The 21,622-nt window shown below is 52.8% G+C and carries 21 protein-coding genes and 2 tRNA genes; 12 read left to right on the top strand and 11 right to left on the bottom strand.

Annotated elements, in window-relative coordinates; genetic code table 11:
• The first annotated feature begins 38 nt into the window (after nt 1-38).
• A complete protein-coding gene (locus JWF83_RS24665) occupies nt 39-890 on the top strand; it encodes an aldo/keto reductase (RefSeq protein WP_413653138.1) in 852 nt (283 codons plus the stop codon).
• A 37-nt stretch (nt 891-927) separates the two neighbouring features.
• Here the strand turns inward: JWF83_RS24665 and JWF83_RS24670 are convergent, their stop codons facing one another.
• Together JWF83_RS24670 and gapA are read right to left on the bottom strand one after the other, a co-directional pair.
• Nucleotides 928-1,806, bottom strand: a complete 879-nt coding sequence (locus JWF83_RS24670) for a D-hexose-6-phosphate mutarotase (RefSeq protein ID WP_413653139.1) — start codon at nt 1,804-1,806, stop codon at nt 928-930.
• A gap of 82 nt (nt 1,807-1,888) precedes the next feature.
• Nucleotides 1,889-2,884, bottom strand: coding sequence for a glyceraldehyde-3-phosphate dehydrogenase (gapA, locus tag JWF83_RS24675; protein ID WP_413653140.1), 996 nt, complete (start codon nt 2,882-2,884; stop codon nt 1,889-1,891).
• A gap of 342 nt (nt 2,885-3,226) precedes the next feature.
• Here gapA and msrB point away from each other — a divergent pair, with 342 nt between their 5' ends.
• Together msrB and JWF83_RS24685 are read left to right on the top strand one after the other, a co-directional pair.
• Nucleotides 3,227-3,640: a peptide-methionine (R)-S-oxide reductase MsrB gene (gene msrB, locus JWF83_RS24680; protein WP_413653141.1), complete on the top strand. Its 414-nt coding sequence runs from the start codon at nt 3,227-3,229 to the stop codon at nt 3,638-3,640.
• A 7-nt stretch (nt 3,641-3,647) separates the two neighbouring features.
• Complete coding sequence (locus JWF83_RS24685) at nt 3,648-3,929, top strand: YeaC family protein (RefSeq protein ID WP_413653142.1); 282 nt, start codon at nt 3,648-3,650, stop codon at nt 3,927-3,929.
• Between the two features lie 59 nt (nt 3,930-3,988).
• On the opposite strand, the gene pncA is transcribed toward JWF83_RS24685, so the two are convergent.
• From pncA to sppA, 3 genes are all read right to left on the bottom strand, one after another.
• Nucleotides 3,989-4,597 carry a bifunctional nicotinamidase/pyrazinamidase gene (gene pncA / locus JWF83_RS24690; RefSeq protein ID WP_413653143.1) on the bottom strand — a complete coding sequence of 203 codons (609 nt, stop codon included), beginning with the start codon at nt 4,595-4,597 and terminating at the stop codon, nt 3,989-3,991.
• Nucleotides 4,598-4,612: 15 nt separating this feature from the next.
• The gene (ansA, locus tag JWF83_RS24695; protein ID WP_413653144.1) at nt 4,613-5,623 is read right to left on the bottom strand and encodes an asparaginase; all 1,011 of its coding nucleotides are present in this window, start codon (nt 5,621-5,623) and stop codon (nt 4,613-4,615) included.
• A gap of 113 nt (nt 5,624-5,736) precedes the next feature.
• Nucleotides 5,737-7,593 (bottom strand): signal peptide peptidase SppA, encoded by a 1,857-nt coding sequence (sppA, locus tag JWF83_RS24700; RefSeq protein WP_413653145.1) that lies wholly within the window; start codon nt 7,591-7,593, stop codon nt 5,737-5,739.
• A 174-nt stretch (nt 7,594-7,767) separates the two neighbouring features.
• On the opposite strand from sppA, the gene JWF83_RS24705 reads away from it, so the two are divergent.
• The 3 genes from JWF83_RS24705 (at nt 7,768) to JWF83_RS24715 (ending at nt 10,781) form a co-directional block, all read left to right on the top strand.
• Nucleotides 7,768-8,319 (top strand): NAD(P)H nitroreductase, encoded by a 552-nt coding sequence (locus JWF83_RS24705; RefSeq protein WP_413653146.1) that lies wholly within the window; start codon nt 7,768-7,770, stop codon nt 8,317-8,319.
• 231 nt (nt 8,320-8,550) lie between these two features.
• Nucleotides 8,551-10,473: a DNA topoisomerase III gene (locus JWF83_RS24710; RefSeq protein WP_413653147.1), complete on the top strand. Its 1,923-nt coding sequence runs from the start codon at nt 8,551-8,553 to the stop codon at nt 10,471-10,473.
• Entirely contained in the window at nt 10,473-10,781 is a 309-nt protein-coding gene (locus JWF83_RS24715; RefSeq protein ID WP_413653148.1) for a DUF1496 domain-containing protein, read from the top strand. Before JWF83_RS24710 ends, JWF83_RS24715 begins: the two co-directional genes overlap by 1 nt.
• A 33-nt stretch (nt 10,782-10,814) precedes the next feature.
• On the opposite strand, the gene xthA is transcribed toward JWF83_RS24715, so the two are convergent.
• The 5 genes from xthA to JWF83_RS24740 form a co-directional block, all read right to left on the bottom strand.
• Complete coding sequence (xthA, locus tag JWF83_RS24720) at nt 10,815-11,621, bottom strand: exodeoxyribonuclease III (RefSeq protein WP_413653149.1); 807 nt, start codon at nt 11,619-11,621, stop codon at nt 10,815-10,817.
• A gap of 435 nt (nt 11,622-12,056) precedes the next feature.
• Nucleotides 12,057-12,141, bottom strand: a tRNA-Tyr gene (locus tag JWF83_RS24725).
• A 172-nt stretch (nt 12,142-12,313) separates the two neighbouring features.
• Nucleotides 12,314-12,398: transfer RNA gene (locus JWF83_RS24730), tRNA-Tyr, on the bottom strand.
• Between the two features lie 241 nt (nt 12,399-12,639).
• Complete coding sequence (gene purU / locus JWF83_RS24735; RefSeq protein WP_413653150.1) at nt 12,640-13,488, bottom strand: formyltetrahydrofolate deformylase; 849 nt, start codon at nt 13,486-13,488, stop codon at nt 12,640-12,642.
• A gap of 85 nt (nt 13,489-13,573) precedes the next feature.
• The gene (locus tag JWF83_RS24740) at nt 13,574-14,032 is read right to left on the bottom strand and encodes a YchJ family protein (protein ID WP_413653151.1); all 459 of its coding nucleotides are present in this window, start codon (nt 14,030-14,032) and stop codon (nt 13,574-13,576) included.
• A 268-nt stretch (nt 14,033-14,300) separates the two neighbouring features.
• On the opposite strand from JWF83_RS24740, the gene rssA reads away from it, so the two are divergent.
• The 5 genes from rssA (at nt 14,301) to JWF83_RS24765 (ending at nt 19,810) form a co-directional block, all read left to right on the top strand.
• Complete coding sequence (gene rssA, locus JWF83_RS24745; RefSeq protein ID WP_413653152.1) at nt 14,301-15,203, top strand: patatin-like phospholipase RssA; 903 nt, start codon at nt 14,301-14,303, stop codon at nt 15,201-15,203.
• 101 nt (nt 15,204-15,304) lie between these two features.
• The gene (gene rssB / locus JWF83_RS24750) at nt 15,305-16,318 is read left to right on the top strand and encodes a two-component system response regulator RssB (protein ID WP_413653153.1); all 1,014 of its coding nucleotides are present in this window, start codon (nt 15,305-15,307) and stop codon (nt 16,316-16,318) included.
• 196 nt (nt 16,319-16,514) lie between these two features.
• Nucleotides 16,515-17,423: a UTP--glucose-1-phosphate uridylyltransferase GalU gene (gene galU / locus JWF83_RS24755; RefSeq protein ID WP_413653154.1), complete on the top strand. Its 909-nt coding sequence runs from the start codon at nt 16,515-16,517 to the stop codon at nt 17,421-17,423.
• Between the two features lie 24 nt (nt 17,424-17,447).
• On the top strand, nt 17,448-18,788 hold the full coding sequence (locus JWF83_RS24760) for a UDP-glucose dehydrogenase family protein (RefSeq protein ID WP_413653155.1): 1,341 nt from the start codon (nt 17,448-17,450) through the stop codon (nt 18,786-18,788).
• 14 nt (nt 18,789-18,802) lie between these two features.
• Complete coding sequence (locus tag JWF83_RS24765) at nt 18,803-19,810, top strand: NAD-dependent epimerase (RefSeq protein WP_413653156.1); 1,008 nt, start codon at nt 18,803-18,805, stop codon at nt 19,808-19,810.
• A 199-nt stretch (nt 19,811-20,009) separates the two neighbouring features.
• Here JWF83_RS24765 and hns read toward each other — a convergent pair whose 3' ends face one another.
• Nucleotides 20,010-20,417 (bottom strand): histone-like nucleoid-structuring protein H-NS, encoded by a 408-nt coding sequence (gene hns / locus JWF83_RS24770; protein ID WP_313852209.1) that lies wholly within the window; start codon nt 20,415-20,417, stop codon nt 20,010-20,012.
• 525 nt (nt 20,418-20,942) lie between these two features.
• Between hns and tdk the strand changes: the two genes are divergently transcribed.
• Nucleotides 20,943-21,563 carry a thymidine kinase gene (gene tdk, locus JWF83_RS24775; protein ID WP_413653157.1) on the top strand — a complete coding sequence of 207 codons (621 nt, stop codon included), beginning with the start codon at nt 20,943-20,945 and terminating at the stop codon, nt 21,561-21,563.
• Nucleotides 21,564-21,622 lie beyond the last annotated feature (59 nt).

A 21,622-nucleotide genomic window follows, 5' to 3' on the forward strand; every position in this document is an offset into this window, starting at 1 on the left:
TTCGATCGTGGGGCACCATTTTGGTGCAAGGAGCGAACATGAGTAAGACAGTCACTTTCCCGCAGGCTATCACTTTACCGGCTATTGGTCAGGGAAGCTGGTATATGGGCGAAGATCCCAGTCTGCGTAAAAAAGAGATAGCCGCATTACAGGCAGGACTGGAGTGCGGTCTGAAACTGATCGATACCGCAGAAATGTATGCGGACGGTGGCGCGGAGCAGGTGGTGGGTGAAGCGCTCAGCGGACGACGTGACAGCGCGTGGCTGGTATCGAAGGTCTATCCATGGCATGCCGGTGAGGTCGATGCCATTGAAGCCTGTGAGCGCAGCCTTAGCCGCCTTAAAACGGACTACCTTGATCTCTATCTGCTGCACTGGCGTGGTAGCGTGCCACTGGAAGAGACCATCCGTGCCATGGAAACGCTGCAACAGCAGGGCAAGATCCGCCAGTGGGGGGTCTCCAACTTTGATATCGATGATATGCATGAATTGTGGCAGGAAGCTGGCGGTAACGCCTGCGCCACCAATCAGGTGCTTTATCACCTGGCGTCGCGTGGCATTGAATATGCACTGTTGCCCGAGTGTCAGCAGCGTCAGATACCGCTGATGGCATACTGCCCGCTGGCGCAGGCAGGCCGCTTGCGGCGCGACTTGCTGCACAATGGCGCCCTGAATCAACTTGCACAACAAAAGGGCATTAGCATTGCCCAGCTGCTGCTGGCCTGGGTGATCCGCAAGGAGGGGGTGATTGCCATCCCGAAAGCGAGTTCGGTGGCACATGTGCAGGAAAATGCCGCGGCGTTAAACGTCAGTTTTAGCAGTGAGGAGCTGGCGACGATTAATCAGCAGTTTCCGCCGCCAACCGGTAAATTGCCACTTGATGTCGTATAACCAGAGCGGGCGGCATTAATCCATGCCGCCCGTGATATCAGGCTTTGTTACGCAAACGCAGGGTAGTACCAAGACGTGCAGGTTTTTCGCCGGCGCTTTTCATCGGCTTACTGACGTGGGCCGTTTCGACGCAGACAAAGGTTTTGTAACCGTCATTCGCCATATCCGCCAGGCTGCAGGACAACTCTGCGCCCGGATTCCATGTGACAACGTCACTTTGGTAATGGTGGTACACCTCAATTACCCGGTTACCGGCTTTATCATGAATCAGGCTGCAGTCTTCGGGTTGCGTGTGAATGCGATCCACGCGTGACGGATAAGTCTGCCTGCCGTTTTCGGATACGCCGGTGACGCCGTTATTCACTTTATCGATAAAGTGATTACCGAGACCACTGACTTCAACTCCTGCGATATCTTCTACGGCAAAATAGCTGTGCAGCGCTGCGGTAGCTTCATAATCACCGTGAGCTTCCAGTTCCATCTCACAATGTTCGCCGAAGCGGAAGCGGGCAAACAGGGTGAAATCGTGCGGCCACAGTTTTTTGGTCTGCTCGTTACTCTCCAGCACCAGCGTCAGCATCACGCCATCTTCATTCTCGTCGTGCGCGGACAGCGTCCATGGCAGGATACGGGCGAAACCATGTGCGGGCTCACCGGCCGGACCAAACCATGGCCAGCAAATCGGTACGCCGCCACGAATCGCCTTACCGGCGGTAAAGGGGGTTTTTTCGCTCAGCCAAATCACCGCTTTCTCGCCACTCGGTTGCCAGGCAACAAGGTGTGCGCCCTGCAGAGTGACGGCGGCACGTACTTTGGGATGGCTGATGACAATAACCGGTAGTTGATCGATCTGGCGCAGGGAGATGTAAGGGGTGACCTGGTTAACCACGGGCAGGGTAAAAAGTTTTTCGTTCATGATGAATCCTGTTTTATTCAGGTTCCGACGAAGAAAAAAGGGCGACCTGAGTCGCCCTTCATAATCAGCTTGTCATCATCACTTATTTAGCGATGTGAGCAACCAGATCCAGCACCTTGTTAGAGTAGCCAGTTTCGTTGTCGTACCATGAAACCAGTTTCACAAAGGTGTCGCTCAGAGCAATACCGGCTTTCGCATCAAAGATAGAAGTCAGTGTTTCGCCGTTGAAATCGGTAGAAACCACTTCGTCTTCGGTGTAACCCAGAACGCCTTTCATTTCGCCTTCGGCAGCAGCTTTAATCGCAGCACAAATTTCTTTGTAAGATGCTGGTTTAGCCAGACGTGCAGTCAGGTCAACAACAGAAACGTTAGGGGTAGGAACGCGGAACGCCATACCAGTCAGTTTGCCGTTCAGCTCAGGGATCACTTTACCTACCGCTTTAGCAGCACCGGTAGAAGAAGGGATGATGTTCTGAGATGCGCCGCGGCCGCCGCGCCAGTCTTTGTGAGACGGGCCATCAACAGTTTTCTGCGTAGCGGTAGTTGCGTGAACAGTGGTCATCAGCGCTTCAACGATACCGAAGTTGTCGTTGATAACTTTAGCCAGTGGTGCCAGGCAGTTGGTGGTACAAGATGCGTTAGAAACGATATCCTGGCCAGCGTATGACTTGTGGTTTACACCCATAACAAACATTGGGGTGTCATCTTTTGATGGGCCAGTCAGTACAACTTTCTTCGCGCCAGCTTCGATATGTTTACGAGCAGTTTCGTCGGTCAGGAAGATACCGGTAGCTTCAGCAACGACGTCAACACCCACTTCACCCCATTTCAGGTTAGATGGATCACGTTCAGCGGTAACACGGATGGTTTTGCCGTTCACAACCAGATGGCCGTCTTTGACTTCCACAGTGCCGTTAAAGCGGCCATGAGTTGAGTCATATTTCAGCATGTATGCCATGTACTCTGCGTCCAGCAGATCGTTGATTGCAACGATTTCTACGTCAGAACGCTCCTGAGCAGCACGGAAAACAATGCGACCGATGCGGCCAAAACCGTTGATACCTACTTTGATAGTCATATATTCCACCAGCTCGTTGTTAGTGAATAAAAGGTTGGCTGTAAAATTACAAAAACCATACCAGGCGTCAAGCGGAATCGTGTCAATTATTGCGACAAATCAATCCAGTGACCAGGAATTATTCAACGCCAAACCAACTCCGCGACGACAGATAGTTCTACATAATGGGGCTTGATCCCTGAATATAAAGGGGCGCGGGTGGTAAATGGTGACCTGAATCACAATTTTAACTGCGCCTGAGGTTGTGACCGGTTCAGGCACGAAAAATTCACCTGAACTTGTTAAGTGTTTGTTAGAATAGTAGCTGAAGTTTTCAGAATAACACTGCCAGAGACCAGCAAAATGGCTAAAGAAACGACACACCCGATAACACCCGCGACAGAACTGACCGAAATGCAGCGCTATGTGACGCAGCAACGCGGTACTGAACCACCGTTTTCTGGTGCATTATTGCACAATAAAGATGAAGGTATCTATCACTGCCTGGTGTGCAATGCGCCACTCTTTTTATCCGAAACCAAGTATGATTCCGGCTGCGGCTGGCCAAGTTTTTATCAGCCCTACAACGATGAGGCAATCCGCTACCTGGAAGATAACTCGCATGGTATGCAGCGTGTTGAAATTCGCTGCGGCAGCTGTGATGCCCACCTTGGGCATGTTTTCCCTGATGGCCCGCAACCGGGCGGCGAGCGTTACTGTGTTAACTCTGCCTCACTCAGTTTTACCGACGATGACGGCAGGCAAACCAAAGGCTGATGATGAGATGCAAAAAGATCTTAATGAGATAATTGCGGCTATGACGCCAGATGTTTACCAGCGGCTGGCGACCGCGGTTGAACTCGGCAAGTGGGCAGATGGCGTGGCTCTGACCGCGGAGCAGAAAGAGAACTGTCTGCAACTGGTGATGTTGTGGCAGGCAAAGTATAACGACCGGCCGCAGCATATGAGCATCGGGCAGGATGGACAGATCGTCACCCGTACCCGGGAGCAACTGAAAGAAGAGTTTGGCATTAGCGCTGAGGTGACGCGCATAAATCTGCAGTAAGCCTCCGCGAATCCCACGAGCCGGACGATCCCGGCACGTGGGCTCTACCGGGCCTCAGATTAGTTGATCAGCGCGCCTGCCGCTGCCATCGCGGCAAACGCCTGTTCACTGTCGTCAGGATGCAGATTGACGCCGCGGCAGCCTTCGCGCAGCACCTCAACCTGATATCCCAGCGCCAGCGCATCGAGAACGCTGAATTTCACGCAGTAGTCGGTGGCCAGCCCGATAATCAGCAGCGAACGGATACCGCGTTGCGTCAGCCACTCATCCAGCGCCGTTTTGCGGCGATGACCGTTATCGAAGAAAGCGCTGTAGCTGTCTACCGTCGCATCCTCGCCTTTGTGAAATACCGCATCGATTAAGCTGCGATCCAACTGCGGATGAAACTGAGCGCCTTCAGTGTGGCTGACACAGTGATCCGGCCACCAGATCTGCGGCAGCCCGTTTAGCTTGCCCTGGGTGTTAGGCTGCTCGCCAGCCACCGAGGCGAAGCTGCCATGGTTCGCCGGGTGCCAGTCCTGAGAAGCGATTACCGCTTCGCCACGCTGGCGGAACGCCTGAGCCAGCCGATTAGCCACGGCGATAGTGGCATCGCCGTCGGTTACCGCCAGCGCACCGCCGGGGCAGAAGTCGTTCTGCAGGTCGATCAGCAATAAAGCGCGTTTCATCGGCATCTCACCATCTCAGAGGGTTAATTCACCACGCAGATTACTTTGCATCTGCTGGCGTACTTCAGCGCTGGTGAGGTTCTGGCTCAGCAGAAAATGCAGTTTGGTCAGCGCCGCTTCTACCGTCAGATCGAAGCCGCTAATCACCCCGGCATGCGCCAGCGCGTTACCGGTGGCATAGCCGCCCATATTCACCTTGCCAGACATACACTGCGTCAGATTCACCACCACGATACCGCGTGCGGCGGCGTCTTTCAGTTCATTGAGAAATTCAGCATTCTGCGGCGCATTGCCGACGCCATAAGAGCGCAGGATCAGCGCTTTTACCGGCTGACGCAGGAAGTTACGCACCACTTCGGCGGAAATTCCCGGATAGATGGTCACCACGCCGATCGGCTGCGGTGAGGTCGGATGGACAATTAACCGTCCGCTGCCCTGGGGCGCTGCCGGGGTGTTCAGCCGGCGAATATGGATACCCGCCTCCAGTAGCGGCGCCAGGTTCGGCGAAGCAAAGGCATTAAAGCCATCGGCATGGGCTTTAGTGGTCCGGTTGCCGCGAAACAAGGTGTTATTAAAAAACAGCGTCACTTCATTGATCGGATAATTTGCGGCGACAAACAGCGCATTCAGCAGGTTTTGCTGACCATCGGAGCGCAGTTCGGCCAGCGGAATTTGTGACCCGGTGACAATGACCGGCTTCGCGAGGTTCTCCAGCATAAAGGAGAGGGCGGAAGCGGTAAACGCCATGGTGTCGGTGCCATGCAGGATCACGAAGCCATCATAATTGTCGTAGTTTTTTTCGATGTCTTCCGCAATCGATTGCCAGTCCTGCGGCGTCATATCCGACGAGTCCATCAATGGCGCGTATTCGTGAATGGTAAAATCCGGCATCTCGGGACGGTGAAACTCAGGCATCTTCGCCAGCTGGGTCTGCAGATGGCCGGACACCGGGATATACCCCTGTTCAGAACGCTGCATACCAATGGTGCCGCCGGTATAGGCAACGTAGATCGATTTTTTTTGCATAAAGGTCGTCATTATAGTTGGTACAAATTACAGGCAGGGGCGGCATCAATGCCGCCCCTGCGTGGGAGTAGCTAAAATAGGGCGGGGGGCGTCATTACCGCCGCCCGCGTAACTTAACGCACGTCACCGCAGGTAAGGCAGAGTGCGTAACGGTTTTGCGGATCGTTAAGATCGTCGAATAACCCCGGTTGCTTTTTCATATCCGCCATAATATCGGCCATTGGCGCCGGCAGATAGACTTTCAGAGCCGCCGGCAGCGAGGCGCGGACAGAAACGTCCACCTGGCTGAGCAGCGCCTCAAACAGCGTTGGTTCATCCTGCGACCACTGCAGCTGATAATCTTTCAGTTTTGCCAGCTCCGCCGCCTTGACCACCGCATCATCGAAGTCGCCCAGAGCATCAACCAGACCGTTGGCTTTCGCCGCGCTGCCGGTCCAGACGTGCCCCTGGGCGATCTGGTCAATCTCCTCAGGCGTCTTGTTACGTGACTTCGCCACCAGACCGAGGAAGTTTTTATAACCGTTTTCGATACTTAGCTGCATCAGTTGCTGAACTTCGCCTGGCAGCGCTTTGGTCGATGCGATATCCGCCAGCGGCGAGGTTGCCACGCCGTCAGTATGCACGCCAATGGCATCCAGCGAATTTTCCACCGTGTTGATCACGCCGAAGATACCAATCGAACCGGTCAGCGTGCTTGGGCTGGCAACAATATAGCTGGCCGGGGTAGAGATCCAGTAACCGCCGGATGCCGCCATACCGCCCATCGATACCACCACCGGCTTACCGGCATCACGTGCTGCCGCCAGTTCTTCACGAATCACTTCGGAGGCGCTGACGCTACCGCCAGGGCTGTTCACGCGCAGTACAATCGCTTTGATTTTTGGGTCAAGACGCGCTTCACGGATCTGCATGGCGGTGGTATCGCCGCCGACTGAACCCGGTGCCTCTTCGCCATCCATAATCGCGCCGTTCGCCATTACCACGGCAATATTGCCATCGTGGCTGGTGTTGTCCTTCAGCGGATAATCATAGATGCTGATATTGTTGTAATCATGCTCCTGCTGATTGAAGCCAAACTTTTTCGTCAGTTGCAGATCAACCGCGGCGCGCGACGCCAGTTCATCGACCAGTTTATTGTCTTTGGCATACTGAGCGGTATCACCGCCCACTTTCTGCAGACCGTCCAGCAGACCTTGCGCGCCAGGGAACAGCTGCTGCGTGGTAATCTGGCGGTTGGCGGCGATGGTATTAAGGTAATTTTGCCACAGTTCACCAATCCAGCGGCTGTCGGCATCGCGCGCGGCCGGGGACATATCATCACGCAGGAAGGGTTCTACTGCTGATTTGTAGGTGCCGACACGAAACACATGCGACGTCACTTTCAGCTTATCCAGCAGTGATTTGTAGTAAAGCGTGTTGGTGGCGAAACCGTGTAAATCAACGGTGCCCTGCGCGGAGAGATAGACGGTATTGGCAAAACTGGCGAGATAATATTGCGCCTGGCTGTAGCTGTCGCCAGTGGCGTAAATCGGTTTGCCGCTGTCACGAAATTCCCGCAGCGCTTTACCGATATACTGCAACGAAGGCTGGTCCGCGCCGGCGAAATCGCGCAGATCCAGCACCATGCCGGTAATGTTTTTATCATCTTTTGCCTGACGAATGGCGTTAACCACGTCAAACAGCGAGTTCTCTTTCAGACGGTCGCTGCTGGCGCCCAGTAACTGACGGCCAATTTTGCTCAGACGGTTGCTGACGGAAGGTTTATCCACCACCACCCCGGTAAGATCGACTTTAAGTGCGCCGCGCGGCACATCGGCTGGCGCACTGGAGCTGTTAATCTGGAAATAGATGCCGGTGCAAATCAAAATTAAAAAAATTAAAAACAGGTTGAGAATGAACTCACGGATAAAGTTCACCGCACGCCATGTCCATTTAAAACAACCAGCGATAATTCGCCACAAAGTGCGCATGTCATCTCCATATTCGCAGAGTAATACCCGCAAGCGACTGGCTTGCGGGGTGATGGGCTCATCCTAAAGAGCGCCAGCGCAATTGTCAGCAGGAAAAAGCACTATGCTGTAACAAAAGATCAGGCTGTGTTAGTTTGCCGGGTAATAAATGCTACTCATTTTCAGGAGGCGTTAATGGATGCTCTCGATTTACTGCTGAACCGCCGTTCGGCATCCCGTCTGGCAGAACCGGCCCCGCAGGGCGAGGCGCTGGATAATATTATCCGTGCGGCAATGCGTGCGCCGGACCATGGCGCAATGCAGCCGTGGCGTTTTATTGTGATTGAAAAAGAGGGGCGTGAGCGCTTCAGCGCGCTGCTGGAGAACGCCGCGCGCGATGATGGCCTGGATGCTAAGGCGATTGAGAAAGCGCAACAGGCGCCGTTCCGTGCGCCAATGATTATTACCGTTGTGGCTCACTGTGAACCGCAGGCGAAAGTGCCGCGCTGGGAACAGGTAGTATCCGCTGGCTGTGCGGTGATGGCGATGCAGATGGCGGCCGTTGCGCAGGGGTTTAACGGTATCTGGCGCAGCGGCGCATGGACGGAACACGCGGCAGTGCGTGACGCGTTTCACTGCCGCGAACAGGATGCCATTGTCGGTTTTCTCTACCTCGGCACACCGCAGTTGAAATCCTCTACCACCGTCATTCCTCCCGATAGCACGCCATTTGTCAGTTATTTCTGAGTGACTTTTTGCATTGCTGCCTGCAGGGTTGTGAGCAACCCTGCATTTCGTCGGCATTATGAGCGAATAAGCCGTCAACAGTGACGATAAGCTTATCACTGTCGGTTGAACACGCTAACATAGCCGCCAGAATGCGACGATAGAGTAACTGATGAACAATCATATGGAATGGCTGCCCGCCCGCGCATCTGTCGGATTGAACCGTGAAGCGCCAGGGGTTAAAACGAAATAATGCGTCTGTTTATTGCCGAAAAACCGAGTCTCGCGCGCGCCATCGCCGATGTATTGCCCAAACCGCATCGTCGTGGCGATGGTTATATTGCCTGCGGCAACGATCAGATGGTCACCTGGTGTGTCGGACACCTGCTGGAACAGGCGCAGCCGGATAGCTATAACAGCCGTTATGCGCGCTGGTCGCTGGCAGATTTACCGATTGTGCCGGATAAGTGGCAGTTGCAGCCGCGTCCTTCCGTCGCCAAACAACTGAATGTGATTAAAGGCCTGCTGGCGCAGGCCAGCGAAGTGATCCATGCCGGCGACCCGGATCGTGAGGGGCAGTTGCTGGTGGATGAAGTGCTGGACTATCTGTCGTTGCCAGCGGAAAAGCGCGAAAAAGTGCAACGCTGCCTGATTAACGATCTTAATCCGGCGGCGGTGGAGCGGGCGGTAAGTCGCCTGCGCGAGAACCGCGAGTTTATCCCTCTGTGCGTCTCGGCGCTGGCGCGCGCGCGCGCTGACTGGCTGTACGGCATCAATATGACCCGCGCCTATACTCTGCTGGGACGCAATGCCGGTTACGACGGCGTGCTCTCTGTCGGGCGGGTGCAGACGCCGGTGCTCGGGCTGGTAGTGCGTCGTGATGAAGAGATTGAAAACTTTGTCGCGAAAGATTTTTTTGAAGTCAAAGCCTATATCGTCACGCCGCAAGAAGAGCGTTTTGTCGCGCTGTGGCAGCCCAGTGACTCGTGTGAGCCTTATCAGGATGAAGAGGGGCGTTTACTGCATCGCCCGCTGGCGGATCATGTGGTGGCGCGTATCGGCGGTCAGCCCGCGCTGGTCACGCAATATCAGGATAAGCGGGAAAATGATACCGCGCCGCTGCCGTTTTCGCTCTCCAGCCTGCAGATTGAAGCCGCCCGTCGTTTTGGTCTGAGTGCGCAAGTGGTGCTCGATACCTGCCAGAAACTGTATGAAACCCATAAGCTGATTACCTATCCGCGTTCCGACAGCCGTTATTTGCCGGAGGAACATTTTGCCGGACGTCATGCGGTACTGAACGCGATTAACGCTCATCAGCCGGACTTAACGCCACCGGCGGATTTTGACCCGGACCGCAAAAATCGCTGCTGGGACGATAAAAAAGTCGATGCGCACCACGCGATTATTCCCACTGCGCGTAGTAGCCAGACCCGTCTCAGCGAGAATGAGGCCAATATTTATGGGCTGGTGGCGCGCCAGTACCTGATGCAATTTTGCCCGGATGCGGTATATCGCAAATGTGTTATCGAACTCGATATCGCCGGCGGCAAGTTTGTCGCCAGGGCGCGCTTTCTCGCTGAAGCGGGCTGGCGCGCCCTGCTGGGCAGCAAGGAGCGAGATGAAGAGAATGACGGCACGCCGTTGCCGGTGGTGGCGAAAGGTGATGAGCTGCTGTGTGAGCGCGGCGAAGTGGTAGAGAAGCAGACCCAGCCACCACGGCCGTTTACCGATGCCACGCTACTTTCGGCGATGACCGGTATTGCACGCTTTGTGCAGGATAAAGATCTAAAGAAAATACTGCGGGCGACCGATGGTTTAGGAACTGAAGCGACACGCGCGGGTATCATTGAATTACTGTTCAGACGTACATTCCTCTATAAGAAAGGTCGCTATATCCATTCCAGCGAGGCCGGACGAGCGTTAATTCACTCGTTACCGGAAATGGCGGCGCGACCGGATATGACGGCGCAATGGGAATCAACGCTGACTAAAATTAGTGAAAAGCAGTGTCGTTATCAGGATTTTATGCATCCGCTGGTCGAGACGCTCTACAGCCTGATTAATCAGGCGCGTCAGCAGCCTGCAGCGCACGCTTTTCGCGGCTTACCTGCGGCGGCCAGTAGTAAAAGCAAAAAACCGCCGCGTAAATCGGCGAAGGCAAAGGAGACCGGATAATGAAACTTTCAGGCGTGTTATTTTGTGCCGGATTACTGCTAAGCACTGGCGCACTGGCGCAGGGGCAACAGGAAAGTCGCCCGCACAATGGCGGTGATACGGATGTGGTGGTGAATCTGCCTGCGGAGGCCTGGACACAGGGCAATAATAGCCAGTCGGCTCCTCCCTGTGCGCGCTGCTGTACCTATGGCAACCAGAACTACACTGAAGGCGCGGTGATTAAAGCGGTAGGGGTGTTACTCCAGTGTACGCGCGATAAAGCATCGCTGGGCACCAATAACCTGATCTGGCAAGTGCTGAAACAGTAACTCTGACCGCATCGCGCGGTCAGAGCCGGACGATCAGAGGGTAAACTGCGCCCAGATTGGCGCATGGTCAGAAGGTTTTTCCATGCTGCGAATAGCATAATCAATGCCGGTCGCCACACAGCGCTCGGCCAGCGGCTTACTCGCCAGAACCAGGTCGATACGCAGTCCACGGTTGTCGTCGAAGCCTTTAGAACGATAATCAAACCACGAGAAGCGGTCACTGGTCTCCTGATTTTGTGCCCGCCAGGTATCGACTAACCCCCAGTTCATCAGACGATCCATCCACTCGCGCTCTTCCGGTAAGAAAGAACATTTGCCGGTGCGTAGCCAGCGCTTGCGATTCTCTTCGCCGATGCCGATATCCAGATCGCTGGAGCTGATATTCATATCGCCCATAATCAGTACCGGATTTTCCGGCTGCAGATGTTGTTCAAGGTAATCCTGCAGATCGCGGTAAAACTTATCTTTCGCCGGGAATTTGGTTGGATGGTCGCGGCTTTCACCCTGGGGAAAGTAACCGTTAATTACCGTCAGATTGCCGATTGGCGTCGCCAGTTCCGCCATAATCAGCCGACGCTGTGAATCGTCATCATCACCGGGGAAGCCACGGCGTACCATAATTGGCGGCTCTTTGGTCAGCAGCGCAACGCCATAGTGGCCTTTTTGTCCGTGATAAAAGACGTTGTAGCCCAGCTTGCTGACATCTTCCAGCGGGAACATATCGTCATGGACTTTGGTTTCCTGCAGACCGATCACGTCTGGCTGATGCTGTTCGATGATAGCTTCAAGCTGATGTGGGCGGGCGCGTAGCCCATTGATATTAAAAGAAACAAATTTCATTTCAGTTGCCGTTTCACGAGGGAAAAGATGGCCGGATGGTAGCAGACTCGGGTAGTGGCTGTCATTACGGCTGGTGCAAATTAGCGGAAATGTTGCGAGTTTGCAGTAATCTGAATGGTGGTGCTAAATGTAGCCTCTGTGCGGGAAGGATTACCGCCGCAGGCGGCGTTGTCTCGCTGTCGCTCGACCCGAACCTTCGAGGTCGAAGCTTCTCATCCTTCCCCAGCGGGAATTTGCAGATAGCGGGGATATTGCGAGTTTGCAGTAATCCTGAATGGTGGTGCTAAATGTAGCCTCTGTGCGGGAAGGATTACCGCCGCAGGCGGCGTTGTCTCGCTGTCGCTCGACCCGAACCTTCGAGGTCGAAGCTTCTCATCCTTCCCCAGCGGGAATTTGCAGATAGCGGGGATATTGCGAGTTTGCAGTAATCCTGAATGGTGGTGGGGGAAGGATTCGAACCTTCGAAGTCGATGACGGCAGATTTACAGTCTGCTCCCTTTGGCCGCTCGGGAACCCCACCAGGGGAAGCGTATTACAAGTTCGTGCTGTACCCGCTAATAGTACCTTACCACCGGGTGGGAAGGATTATCGCCGCAGGCCTCGACCCGAACCTTCGGGAGCGAAACTGCTTATCCTTTCCGGTCGACAACGTCTCTATTCCGGGAAAGTTGCATGCATGGCGCAATGCAAAATGGTGGTGGGGGAAGGATTCGAACCTTCGAAGTCGATGACGGCAGATTTACAGTCTGCTCCCTTTGGCCGCTCGGGAACCCCACCACTGGCCTTACTACTATGCTCGTAAGCGGGGCGCATCATATCAAATGAACCGCAGCTGTAAAGCACTGGATAGCGGAAAGTTTATCGTTTGCCGCTTTTTTGCCCGTAGCGCTGCTTTACCCGGCATTAGCTGCGCTGAAAATCAGCGCTGAGGGGCACGTCGGGCGGAATAAATCCCCACCCCTGGAGCCAAATCACCGGTGCAGGGGAGCCATTAATGGCTCCCGAATAGCATGCACGGTTAAAGAATAATGGTGCGGTTGCCATACACAAACACGCGTTGCGCCAGCACCTTATACAGCGCGCGACTCAGCACATTTTTTTCCACATCGCGACCGGCACGCATCATATCTTCCGCCGTATAGGTGTGATCGACATTAATCACATCCTGCATAATGATCGGACCTTCATCCAGATTATCATTCACATAGTGCGCGGTGGCGCCGATAATCTTCACACCACGCTCGTAAGCCTGATGATAAGGGCGCGCGCCAATAAAGGCTGGCAGGAAAGAGTGATGGATATTGATAATCTGATTCGGATAACGCTGAACAAAGGCCGGCGTCAGTACGCGCATATACTTGGCCAGCACCACATAATCCGGCTGGTAGCGATCGATCTCGGCCGCCATATTGTTATCGTGCTGCTCGCGCGTCATCCCCTCGTGGCTAACCAGCACAAACGGAATATCGAAACGCTCAACCAGTGTGCGCAGCGTTTCATGGTTGCCAATCACTGCCGCAATTTCTACGTCCAGCCCGCCATAAGTGCTTTTCATCAGCAGATCGCCAAGGCAGTGCGCCTCTTTGGTCACCAGAATCACCACCCGGCGCCGACCGGCAGAGCCCAGTTCGCGCACCGACCCTTGTGGTAAAGCGCTGTCGAGATCGGCCAGCAGGGTATTATCGTTAAAGATCCCTTCCAGCTCGGTGCGCATAAAGAAGCGACCGGTGCGATGGTCAACAAACTCATTGTTTTGCACGATATTCAGCTCGTGCTTGTAACAGATGTTGGTGATCTTGGCGATCAGCCCTTTTGCATCAGGGCAAATAGTACGTAAAACTTTTCGTTGCAGTGTTTGCGCTTGCATCTCGTTAGGGATCCTGTCGAAGCGTTTATGTCATCAAATCTAAACGGCAATAGTACGTTACCCATGCATCATGAATGCTGTTGGGTTACTGGCCGCAACATTTTTTGTATTTTTTCTCGGAGCCGCAGGGACAGCGATCGTTTCGACCCACCTGCGGAGCGGTTCCGTCAATATAGTACCAGCGTTGATCGTCCCGAAGAAAGCGCGAGCGTTCATGGATAGCCGATGGGTGCTGATTATCGGTAAAACGAGCAAAGAAAGTGACATAACTTTCGTTGTCATCGCGTCCCGCTTCCTGAGCAATAACAGTCAGGCCAAGCCAGTGGGTGTTGGCAAAACTTTCTGCAAGCATACTTTGCAATTGTGCGTGGCGCGCACTACTGTGCCATGTCGCGACCAGATAAGCCGCATCCTGTTTAACATAGGCGGTATAGCGTGAACGCATGAGTTGCGCAGCGGTGGACGGAATTGCCGTCCCGTTCAGCCACGGCTCGCAACATAGGCTATACTGCATTCCGCTACAGCACGGACACTTTTCAGACACATTAACTCCGGGTTGTCAGACAACAGTCAGACCCGTCATACTTCAGGCTGCAGCAGCGTTAGCGCCACGGGCGGCATTAGGCCATCCTGGCCCGGGGCATCTGAAACATCGCCGCAGAGCCGTTAATGGCTCCTGCTCATCGGGCCTGGTTCATTTGCCGCCTTCCTGCAATCCGAAGTCGTCAGGGCAGATAAGTAAAAACACGCGTTATGTTAACCGAGCTGCAGGCGGTTAGCCATTTGCACGTTGAGTTATCACCAGAGGTTGAATGAGACAGGTAAAAATTGGACTGGCGTTGGGTTCTGGCGCCGCCAAGGGATGGGCCCATATCGGAGTGATTAATGCTCTGGAGCGCGCAGGGATCAAGATCGATATTGTCGCCGGCTGTTCCGTCGGTGCCCTGGTGGGCGCGGCTTATGCCAGTGAACGTTTGCCGATGATGGAAAAGTGGGTACGCTCATTTAGCTACTGGGATGTGATCCGGCTGATGGATTTCTCATGGCGTCGCGGTGGTCTGCTGCGCGGCGAACGGGTGTTTAACCATGTCCGTCGCCTGGTGACCCACGAAGATATTGAGCAGTGTAAATTGCGTTTTGGCGCGGTTGCCACCAATCTTAGCACCGGCCGCGAGCTGTGGCTGACGGACGGTGATCTCCATCAGGCGGTGCGCGCCTCCTGCAGCATGCCGGGTCTGCTGGCGCCGGTAGCCTGGAATGGTTACTGGCTGGTCGATGGTGCGGTGGTGAATCCGGTACCGATTTCGCTGACGCGCGCATTAGGCGCCGATATTGTTATCGCGGTCGATTTACAACACGATGCGCACCTGATGCAGCAGGATTTACTGTCTGTCACGCCGCAAACGGCGGCGCAGGAGAGTGAACCCGCGACCAGTTGGGGCGGAAAACTGCGCCAGCAGTTGTCAAAAATGGCCATCCGGCGCGTGAATCAGACGCCAGGCGCGATGGAAATTATGACCACATCCATCCAGGTGTTAGAAAACCGGGTTAAGCGAAACCGTATGGCGGGTGATCCGCCTGATGTGTTAATTCAACCTTTTTGCCCGCAGATATCGACGCTCGATTTCCATCGTGCCGACGAAGCGATAGCCGCGGGCCGGGAGGCCGTCGAGAAAAAAATGGATGAGCTTTTACCGCTTGTTCGAAACAGGTAATCCAGCCTGTCACTGCTATTGAGGTGACTTCAGGCAATTCTGACAGGCATAAGTGCGTTTTATGAACCACTATTGAATTATCTGGCGCACAAGGGGGAGCAATGGAAAAACCATTAATCGGGAAGCAGATACTCATCGTGGAAGATGAGGTAGTTTTCCGTACCCTGCTGGAAAACTTCCTTCAGGCTTTAGGGGCGGTGATTATCCCGGTTGGCGATGGGCTGGAAGCGCTTGATGCCCTGCAACAATCCACGCCCGATATGATGATATGCGACCTGGACATGCCGCGGATGAATGGTATCAGGTTGGTAGAGCATCTGCGCGCCCGTGGCAATACTTTGCCGATCCTTATCGTCTCCGCTACGGATAATATGGCGGATATCGCTCATGTGCTGCGGCTTGGCGTGCAGGATGTGCTGTTGAAGCCGGTGAAGGATCTCGAACGGCTGCGTGAGGCGGTATATGAGTGTCTCTATCCTTCGATGTTCACTTCGAAAGTGGAAGAGGATGAACAGCTGTTTCAGGACTGGGATGCGCTGGTACGTGACCCGACCGCAGCCGCTAAATTGCTGAAGCAGCTCCAGCCGCCGGTACAGCAGGTTATTGCAAATTGCCGCATTAACTACCGACAGTTAACCATGGCGGAACAGCCTGGCCTGGTGCTGGATATCGCCGCGCTTTCCGAAAAGGATCTGGCCTTTTACTGCCTTGATGTCACCCGTGCCGGGGATAATGGCGTTCTTGCTGCACTTTTATTACGCGCTTTGTTTAACGGTTTACTTCAGGAACAGTTATCGGGGCAGGGGCCGCGCTTGCCAGAATTAAGCGGGTTGCTGAAACAGGTTAACTTGTTATTGCGCCAGGCGAACCTGAACGGTCAATTTCCATTATTGGTGGGCTATTATCATCAGAGCCTGAAAAACCTGATCCTGGTTTCTGCCGGATTGAATGCTACGCTTAACATCAATACCCATCAAATCCAGCTAAATAATGGTGTGCCGCTGGGAACCCTTGGCAGCACACATCTTAATCAAATAAGTCAGCGCTGTGATGCATGGCAATGTCAGGTCTGGGGCGCGGGCGGCAGGCTGCGGCTGATGCTGTCGACTGAATAATAGACAGAAAAATAATATTGTTTCTACGGCTAAAGACAGCATCAACTATAAGCTTTACACTTGGGTAATAGTCTTAATTTCACTGGAATTTACCTAACCAGGATAAATCCTGCGTCTCCGAACTGATATACTCATTTCGTTTTTTTAAATCGACATATCAAGTAATAACTTGAACGGCCTAAAGAGAGGTATCTTGATGTCTGCCTATAAGTCAAAAGTAAAAAAAGCGGTAATCCCGGTAGCAGGTTTGGGAACACGTATGTTGCCAGCTACCAAAGCTATTCCTAAAGAGATGCTGCCATTGGTTGATAAGCCGTTAATTCAGTATGTCGTTAACGAGTGCATCGCAGCAGGAATTAACGAAATTGTGCTGGTAACGCACTCTTCCAAGAATGCCATCGAGAACCATTTTGATACCAGTTTTGAGCTGGAATCGATGCTGGAAAAACGCGTTAAGCGCCAGTTGCTGGATGAAATTCAGTCTATCTGCCCACCACACGTCACCATTATGCAGGTGCGTCAGGGTATCGCTAAAGGTCTGGGCCATGCGGTTATGTGCGCGCACCCACTGGTCGGCAATGAACCATTTGTCGTGATCCTGCCAGACGTCATTATTGATGAGTACGAATCTGATCTGACCAAAGAAAACCTCGCCGATATGCTGAAACGTTACGACGAAACCGGTCACAGCCAGATTATGGTTGAACCCGTTGCCGATGTGACTGCGTATGGTGTTGTGGATTGCGAAGGCCGCGAACTGAACCCGGGCGACAGCGCCCCGATGGTCGGTGTGGTAGAGAAGCCAAAAGCTTCTGAGGCGCCATCAAACCTGGCGGTTGTCGGTCGCTACGTGCTCTCTGCGGATATCTGGCCTCTGCTGGCAAAAACTCCTCCGGGAGCGGGTGGCGAAGTTCAGCTGACTGACTCCATCGCGATGCTGATGGAAAAAGAGACGGTTGAAGCGTATCACCTGAAAGGTATCAGCCACGACTGTGGTAACAAACTGGGCTATATGCAGGCATTTGTGGAGTACGGTGTACGTCATGAAACGCTCGGCAGCGACTTCAAACAGTGGCTGGAAAGCACCGTTGGTAACAAAAAGTAATTCATTTAAAAGCGGGATAACTCAATGAAAGTCACCGTATTTGGTATCGGCTATGTTGGTCTGGTTCAGGCTGCAGTACTGGCCGAAGTCGGACATGACGTTCTTTGTATCGATGTGGATGAGAACAAAGTTGAAAACCTTAAGAAAGGAATTATTCCGATCTTTGAACCAGGTTTGACGCCTCTCGTCATGCAGAACTATGAAGCTGGTCGTCTGAAATTTAGCACCAACGCCGAAGATGGCGTCAACCACGGCGTAATGCAATTTATTGCGGTTGGTACTCCCCCAGACGAAGATGGCTCAGCAGATCTGAAATATGTTACCGCCGTAGCGCGCACCATTGCGCAGCATATGACCGAGCATAAAGTGGTTATCGACAAATCAACGGTGCCGGTAGGGACTGCTGAACGTGTGCGCTCAGTGATGACCGAAACGCTGAAGGCGCGTGACCACAATCTCTCATTTGATGTGGTTTCCAATCCAGAGTTTCTGAAAGAAGGGGCTGCGGTCAGCGACTGCATGCGTCCTGAGCGTATCGTTGTCGGTACCGATAACGAGGATGTGGTGGAACTGTTGCGTGAACTTTACGAACCGTTTAACCGTAATCACGATCGTATGATCCTGATGGACATCCGTAGCGCCGAGCTGACCAAGTATGCGGCTAACTGCATGCTGGCGACCAAAATCAGCTTTATGAATGAGATGTCCAACCTGGCGGAACGTCTGGGTGCCGATATCGAGAAAGTGCGTCAGGGTATTGGCTCCGATCAACGTATCGGCTACCACTTTATCTATCCTGGCTGTGGCTACGGTGGTTCCTGCTTCCCGAAAGACGTGCAGGCATTGATCCGTACCGCTGAGTCGATTGGCTATACTCCACGTCTGCTGCAGGCTGTGGAAGAAGTTAACGACGCGCAGAAGACCAAACTGCCAACCTTTATTAAGCGCCATTTTGGCGACAATTTGCAGGGCAAAACCTTTGCCGTTTGGGGTCTGGCATTCAAGCCGAACACTGACGATATGCGTGAAGCCTCCAGCCGCGTCCTGATGGAAACCTTATGGCAGGCGGGCGCTACGGTTCAGGCGTTCGATCCTGAAGCTATGGATGAAGCTCAGCGTATTTATGGTCATCGTGCCGATCTGAAATTGATGGGTACGAAAGAAGCGGCGCTGCAGGGTGCTGATGGCCTGGTTATCTGTACGGAGTGGAAAAACTTCCGCGCGCCAGACTTTGATGTGATTAAAAATGCCTTAAAAGAACCCGTGATTTTTGATGGTCGTAACCTGTATGATCCAGAAAGAGTCAGCAAACGCGGTTTTGTTTATTATGCAATCGGCCGCGGAGCGTCTATTGAAATTGCATAATTAATGAGGAAAGTATGAAATATCTGGTTACCGGCGCAGCAGGCTTCATTGGTTTTCACGTTAGCCAACGGTTGTTGTCAGCCGGTCACCAGGTTGTTGGAATCGACAACCTGAATGATTACTACGATGTAAACCTCAAAACCGCCCGCCTCGATCTGCTTAAATCTCATCCTGAATTCTTATTTGTCGCCTGCGATCTCGCCGATCGCCAGGGCATGGCGCAATTATTCGCCAGCCAGGGTTTTGAGCGGGTGATTCATTTGGCGGCGCAGGCAGGTGTGCGTTATTCCATCGAAAATCCTCATGTCTACGCTGACGCCAATTTAGTCGGACATTTAAATGTTCTTGAAGGATGTCGTCACCACAGCATCGGGCATTTGTTATATGCATCTTCCAGTTCGGTGTATGGACTAAACAGAAAAATGCCGTTTTCTACCGAAGACTCGGTTGACCATCCGGTTTCACTTTATGCGGCGACCAAAAAAGCCAATGAGTTGATGTCGCATACCTATTCTCATTTGTACGGAATTCCAACAACTGGTTTACGTTTCTTCACCGTATATGGCCCCTGGGGCCGTCCGGATATGGCGTTGTTCAAGTTCACCCGCGCTATTATCGCTGGTGAAAGTATCGACGTTTATAACCATGGCCAGATGCGTCGCGATTTTACTTATATTGACGATATTGTGGAGGCGATTATTCGCATACAGGATATCGTACCGGCAAAAGATCCAGCCTGGACGGTTGAAACCGGTTCGGCCGCCAGCAGTTCGGCGCCGTACCGTGTATATAATATCGGCAATAGCCAGCCGGTTACCCTGATGGCGTACATTGAGGCGCTGGAAAGCGCTCTGGGAATGAAGGCGCGTAAGAATATGTTGCCAATGCAACCTGGCGATGTACTGGAGACCAGCGCCGATACACAGCCGTTATACGCTGTTACCGGCTTTAAGCCACACACAACCGTGGAAGAGGGGATTAAACGCTTTGTAGCGTGGTACAGAGCGTTTTACCGGGTCTGAGATGGCCATTGTGTCTGTCTGTACCCGTCCCATTTATGGCCCCGGCTCATCCGGCAACAAAACAGGCAACAAAAAAAGGAAGCCACTGGCTTCCTTTGCTTTATGTGTTTCCCGGTGGAACAAATGTTCAATAAAGATGAAAAATAAAAAACCCCATTTTTAACAAATGGGGTTATTTGGGAAGCACCCTGAACCGCTATTACAGCAGGAAATCATCCAGCTGTTTGCCTTGCTCTTCGATAGCTTTTTTGATCACGGCCGGAGTACGACCCTGGCCTGTCCAGGTTTTTGATTCGCCGTTTTCATCAATGTATGAATATTTAGCCGGACGTGCAGCGCGTTTTGCTTTGCCCGCCGCTTTAGTTGCAGCCATAGTCTGCAGCAATTCATTTGGATCAATACCGTCAGCAATCAGCATTTCACGATATTGCTGCAGCTTACGGGTACGCTCTTCAATCTCTGCCTGAGCCTGAGTATCTTCTTCGCGACGTTCGTTAACGACGACTTCCAGTTTTTCCAGCATCTCTTCCAGAGTCTCAAGGGTGCATTCTCTGGCTTGTGCACGCAGAGTGCGGATGTTGTTCAGAATTTTAAGTGCTTCGCTCATTGTCCTAACTCTCGAAATTATATTGGGTGGGAGAAATGTTCTGCCTGATAATAATAGAGGCCGAAAATAGGAACTGCAATAGTTAATTTTGTAAGAAACTCAAAATAACTATTTAAAGTGCGATTAGCATAACGCTATTTGCGAAAATTTAAACCCCGTTGTCGCAGAAATATGCCATTTGATAAAAAATAAACCACTGCAGCCGGGTGCAGTGGCGGTTTTTGCTGCAGGAGATAAGTCAAATAGGGACGGCCGTCAGGTAAGAATGGCCTTACAGACCGGCTGACAACAAACTAAAATAGAGAAAACTCTGAGGATATAAACGTGTTAAAAATTGCATTTTTACCGTTTAATGCGCTTTTGCCTGCCAGGAAAAAGCCGCTGATTTAAACAGCAGCAGTGGGAATTAGCCTCGGGTCTGGCGGATGAGACGCGGTACTACCTCTGGGGTGCCAGCAATATAGCGTGACACTGTGATACAATCCTGCCAGACCTTTCAGTTAACCTTTCATGGAGTTCAGCCTGATGGCTCAGCTTTATTTTTATTATTCGGCGATGAACGCTGGCAAATCCACCGCACTGCTACAGTCCTCTTATAATTATCATGAAAGAGGGATGCGCACGCTGATCTATACCGCAGAGATCGACAACCGCTTCGGGGCGGCAAAAGTGAGTTCGCGCATTGGTCTTTCTTCTCCAGCAAAACTTTATAATAACCGCACTTCACTGTTGCAGGAAATTAGCGCGGAACATCAACTGCAGACGGTGCACTGCGTGCTGGTGGATGAAAGCCAATTTCTTACGCGAGAACAGGTTAAAGAACTTTCTGACGTCGTGGATAATCTCGATATACCTGTACTCTGCTATGGGTTACGTACAGATTTTCGTGGCGAACTGTTTAGCGGCAGTCAATATTTATTGGCGTGGTCGGATAAACTGGTGGAGCTAAAAACAATCTGCCACTGTGGCCGCAAGGCCAGTATGGTATTACGGCTGGACAGCCAGGGAGCGCCATATAAAGAAGGAGAGCAGGTGGTGATCGGCGGGAATGAGCGCTACGTCTCGGTCTGTCGTAAGCACTATAAAGAAGCGTTGCAGAGTGGCGCCCATAGCGCAATTTATGGCGAACGTGTCCCATCGGTATAAAGCGCCGTTAATGCCGCTGTAGCGGCGGTAAGCGGCTAATACCTGGCATGACGTTACTC

This window comes from Pantoea sp. B65, assembly GCF_047308185.1.
Lineage (GTDB): Bacteria > Pseudomonadota > Gammaproteobacteria > Enterobacterales > Enterobacteriaceae > Erwinia.